The organism is Methylophaga lonarensis MPL, from assembly GCF_000349205.1.
Lineage (GTDB): Bacteria > Pseudomonadota > Gammaproteobacteria > Nitrosococcales > Methylophagaceae > Methylophaga > Methylophaga lonarensis.
Window position 1 is genome coordinate 1 of the sequence record NZ_APHR01000072.1, and the last position, 4,580, is coordinate 4,580.

5 protein-coding genes are annotated in these 4,580 nt (G+C 49.2%); 1 reads left to right on the forward strand and 4 read right to left on the reverse strand.

What is annotated here, in order from left to right; genetic code table 11:
• Positions 1-127: 127 nt before the first annotated feature.
• A complete protein-coding gene (locus MPL1_RS11800; RefSeq protein WP_009727366.1) occupies positions 128-1,231 on the forward strand; it encodes a PQQ-dependent sugar dehydrogenase in 1,104 nt (367 codons plus the stop codon).
• A gap of 40 nt (positions 1,232-1,271) precedes the next feature.
• Here the strand turns inward: MPL1_RS11800 and greB are convergent, their stop codons facing one another.
• The 4 genes from greB to MPL1_RS13785 all read right to left on the reverse strand — a co-directional run.
• A complete protein-coding gene (gene greB / locus MPL1_RS11805; protein ID WP_009727367.1) occupies positions 1,272-1,742 on the reverse strand; it encodes a transcription elongation factor GreB in 471 nt (156 codons plus the stop codon).
• Between the two features lie 14 nt (positions 1,743-1,756).
• Positions 1,757-2,623 (reverse strand): chemotaxis protein CheW, encoded by an 867-nt coding sequence (locus MPL1_RS11810; RefSeq protein WP_009727368.1) that lies wholly within the window; start codon positions 2,621-2,623, stop codon positions 1,757-1,759.
• An 83-nt stretch (positions 2,624-2,706) separates the two neighbouring features.
• Positions 2,707-4,038, reverse strand: coding sequence for an FAD-dependent oxidoreductase (locus MPL1_RS11815; RefSeq protein WP_009727369.1), 1,332 nt, complete (start codon positions 4,036-4,038; stop codon positions 2,707-2,709).
• 102 nt (positions 4,039-4,140) lie between these two features.
• Positions 4,141-4,580 (reverse strand): hypothetical protein (locus MPL1_RS13785; protein ID WP_009727370.1); only part of this gene is annotated, 440 nt, incomplete at its 5' end.

The following is a 4,580-nucleotide window of genomic DNA, read 5'->3' on the forward strand; positions in this document are numbered from 1 at the left end:
TCAGATCCCTATGACGAACAACCTGAAAGACAGCAATTTGCAGCCAAAAGACCCGATTGGGCCAGAGATAAACCTGGCTGCTCCATGTTGTCTTGCAGTTCATGATTCACAATGCAGGAGCAATAAAATGACGAAGCCTTTCAATATGCTGGCACTATCGTGTGCGCTGATTTTCAGTACAGCGGTTGCACGTGCCGATGTTCAATTGGATGTGGAAACCATCGCCTCTGGTTTGGGAATTCCCTGGGGTCTTGAAGTGTTACCCGACAATTCCTTGTTGATTACCCAGCGTGGTGGCGAAATCGTCCGGCTTGATTTGAATTCAGGCAATCAATACCCGGTCGAGGGCGGACCTGAAGTGCGTGCCAGAGGTCAGGGCGGACTGCTGGATGTCACCTTGTCACCTGATCATGCCGAAACAGGCTGGATCTATTTCACCTATTCAAAACCTGTAGATGGTCAGGGTGCGACCACACTGGCGCGCGCCAAGCTGGATAGCAACACACTCACCGATTGGCAGGATCTAGTGGTGACACAATCTCGTACCGGCAGTGATCAACACTATGGCAGCCGAATCAGTTTTGATAATGACGGCCATGTATTCTTCTCAATCGGAGATCGTGGCGAGCGATACGAAGCGCAAGACACCAGCAACCATATTGGCACCATTCTGCGCGTTCGTCTTGATGGCTCTGTTCCTGAAGATAACCCTTTTGTAGGACGTGATGATGCCTTGCCAGAAATATGGAGCTATGGACACCGTAACCCACAGGGCGTCTTTTTCAATCAGGAAACCGGCTTATTGTGGTCAATTGAACACGGACCCCGTGGTGGCGATGAGATTAACCTTATCGAACCCGGGCTGAACTATGGCTGGCCGGTGATCACTTATGGCAAGGAATACTACGCCCCCATTGCCATTGGTGAAGGCACCGAAAAAGAAGGCATGGAACAACCCGTCAAGGAGTTTACCCCCTCTACAGCCCCTGGAGCGTTAATACAGTATCAAGGTACTGCGTTCAGCGAATGGCAGGGTGATTTGTTGTCAGCAGCCATGGCTCTTCAACATCTGAACCGGGTTGTGTTGAATGACAACAATGAGGCTGTTGAAGAACACCGCTACCTTAATGATTTGGGTAAGCGCATGCGTAGCCTGGTCGAGAGCCCTGAAGGCTGGTTGTATATCGGCACCGACAGTGGAGAGATTCTCCGCGTTCGTCCAGCTCAATAGCAGCACGCTATTTCAGCCCTCTTCCGCTGGGAGAGGGCTGTCATTCTTCATAACTGACCTTGGCGATGTAATAGACGCACATGCCTTCAGGGACTTTAACCCTGACCTCATCATCGACCTGCTTGCCCAATAAGCCTCGTGCCAGTGGCGAATCAACGCTGATATTTCCTTTGGCATGATCGATTTCGTCAGGCCCGACGATTCGATAACTAACCTGTGACCCATCTTGTAACTCCAGTGTGACCCGCGCCGCAAAAAATATCCGATTGGCATCATCCGGCTTGCGGTCCACGACTTGAAGATCTGGCAAACGTTTTTGCAAATAACGAATGCGTCGGTCCAGCTCACGTAATTCTTTTTTTCGGTAAATGTATTCCGCGTTTTCTGATCGATCACCTTCTGCGGCCGCAGCAGCAAGGGCTTTGACAACCTCCCGCCGACGTAACCAGCGTTCACTCAATTCCTGATTCAACAGAAACATACCCTGCTGGGTGATATAGGTCGATGACATGGTGACAGTACGGTTTAGAATGTCTCCGGCAAATCGCCGGAAATTTTATTGATATCGAGCAACAGACAGTCCACGCCATCCTTAGCGGTAAAGATACCTGCCAATACTTTGTCTATCAGCGAAATTTGCGCCAAGGCGGCTTGATTTCCTGGGTGAAATTGATTGCTCTCAAAACTCAATACGTCATTAACATCGTCAATCAGCAGTGCACAGCGTGGCGTACTTCCGTCATCAGATAGATACAGCAACACCTGTCTGAGTCCGGATTCAAGATGTTCAATTGCCTGTCGGCACAAACGTCTCATGTTTTCAACCGCCGGTCTGGTATCAGCCAGGATAATTCGCTCAGCACTCTCCGTCTGCTTGTCCTGCAGCAGAGTTATCACAGTATCGCGTGACTCATTTAAGCTGCGGCCACATTCCAACATTTCAGTGAGCAAACCAGCGAGTAATTCATCCCGTTTTCTGGAGCGTTGCCACCATTGCGCCAAGACCTGCACATCAACCCCGTCGCTGTCATCGAGTATGCTGGCTGCTTGATGCAAATGGTGCTCAAGTTGCTGCACCACGTGCCAGCTGGCACTTTCAGTTTGCTTGAGAAAATTGATTAACTCTAATCGAGCGTCATAGCCAGAACGGATATTGAGTCTGTGAGCAAAATCAATCACCGGTACAACCGCACCTTGGTAGCGGGTAACGCCCAGAAAGCCACGCTGTTCAACTGGCAGGCGTTGAATGGCGGATATATCCTGGCCCAGCATCAATACTTGCTCGACGTCTAGGCCGAACATCATGTCCTCCACAAAGAAAGTGAACAGCTGTTGCTGAACCACAACTTCATTGTTGGTTTTATGATTTAGCCTTGAAAAGGATTGCGACATCTGGACAGGGCTCCTCAAATCACGCAGGTTAACGGCAATTAGCGCGATAAGTTGAATATTAACAGGAACAAAGCCGTGTTCAATCAGCTTCTCAACTGTTGCTGGAGTTTTTCTTCATCAATCTGTGCAGACAAATAACCTGCCAGCAAACGCATGTCTGTTTCAGCATTGTCGAGGCAACTGGTGCCGCCCGGTGAGGGTGTCATGTTGAAGATAATGCCTGTTCCGGGATTAATTTTTGCCTCGCCCAGCATCAGCTTGGCTTGTTTTTTATCAATAAGTTGTGGTCTGACACCACCAAAACCTTTGGCAAACTCCACCTCTTCAAGCTGCAGCGAGGGCACGATCTTTCTGGCATCTTTAAGAAAAAGACGACGACGCAGACCGGGGATCTCAAACAAAAAGTTTTTCAAAATATAGTTGCGAATGTCCCGGACTTTGAATAAGTCCCAGAACACTTTTAAGACTTGTCTGTCCAGTCGCAAGACTCTGAGAAAATCAAAAAAAGTCCTGCTGTTATAACGCTCGAGTAGCGGAAGTAACAGCGCGGTTGGACCGAAGCGCGTCTTGCCAGGCACCAACACATCAGGGTCACCATGAACCGCGGCAAACGGGAGCTTATCGTTCTGAACGGTATACACCTTGCCATTGAGTTTTTGTGGCGTGAAATAGAAACTTCCCGCAACCGGCAGACAGGAAAATTCCAGACCGTAGCCCATTTTTTGAGCCAGCAACAGACTATGTCCGCCTGCGGATACCACGACTGATTTGGCTTTGATAACCTTGTCTTGAGTGATAATGCTGAAGATCCCATCCTGTTCGACGATATCTTCCACTTGAGCACTGAAATGCATATTAATGTGTTTCTCTGAGTGCTTTTTCGCCTCTCTGAGAAAGGCACTCGCCAGTGCTTGATAGTCAACAGCGCTATACTCATCAAGCACTGCCAACGCGACACAAGGTTCTGGTCGCAGCTCACCGTTGATCATCACGACATTGGGTTCAACTTCGGCGATTTGCGCTTTTTCCAGCAACTGCATACCAGTAAAAACTTCACGAAAGAGCTCGAAACGCTGCCTTAATTGCTGGCATTCCAGTTCGCCAACACCAATCACCATTTTCGGAAACTTGAAAATGATCTGATCCCGATCCTGTTGCAAGCAGGCAAAGTTGACCAACATTTGCGCTGCGGCTTTAACTTTGCTGGCTTTTTCTAATGTGTAATTAGTTTCGATATCACCGCAGTGAATGGTCTGGCTGTTGTTGCGACCATGAGAATTTACTTTTGCGACCGCATCATATTTTTCGACCAATGCAATATCGCTGATGTCTGTGTACTCGGCGAGCATGTACAGCAATGCGCTTCCGCAAACCCCGCCGCCGATAACGGCAACCTGATGAACTTGTTCTGTCATGAAAAACCCCGGAGAAATGTGCGGCGATTCTACCAAATCAACACAGATTTCGCCGGGAATGATTGCAATAATTTATTCTTGAGAGACAGGTCCGAAGCGCTGCTAGCGCTTCGGCTTATTGGTTTGCGAGAAAGACGGGATGTTCGACAGGATATCCTGTAGTTGTTCTTCTTTACTGAGGATTCTTGCCTGCCTGACCTGCTCTGCTTGCTGGCGAAGTTCACGCACCTCTTCAAGCATTTGCTGAAGCTCTTCATCCTCAGGCAAAGCTGAACCCGCTTGTTCTGAAGCTGCTTGCGCAAGTCCCTTTCCTTGCTCTGCACGCAATTTCGAGAACTTACGTTCAAGTTCAGCCGCCTCATCCAGCAACTCATTCAATTCATCATTATCCGGCAATTCAGCTTGCTGATTTGCAGCTTTGACCGCCTCATCAAGCTTGGCTGCTTCGGCTGCTTCGGTTGCTTCGGCTGCTTCGGCTGCTTCGGCTGCTTCGGCTGCTTCGGCTGCTTCGGCTGCTTCGGCTGCTTCGGCTGCTTCGCTGA

Bases quoted from the DNA above. Each gene is read 5' to 3' on its own strand.
- MPL1_RS11800 (WP_009727366.1), top strand. From the start codon at position 128: ATGACGAAGCCTTTCAATATGCTGGCACTATCGTGTGCGCTGATTTTC.
- greB (WP_009727367.1), bottom strand. From the start codon at position 1,742: ATGTCATCGACCTATATCACCCAGCAGGGTATGTTTCTGTTGAATCAG.
- MPL1_RS11810 (WP_009727368.1), bottom strand. From the start codon at position 2,623: ATGTCGCAATCCTTTTCAAGGCTAAATCATAAAACCAACAATGAAGTT.
- MPL1_RS11815 (WP_009727369.1), bottom strand. From the start codon at position 4,038: ATGACAGAACAAGTTCATCAGGTTGCCGTTATCGGCGGCGGGGTTTGC.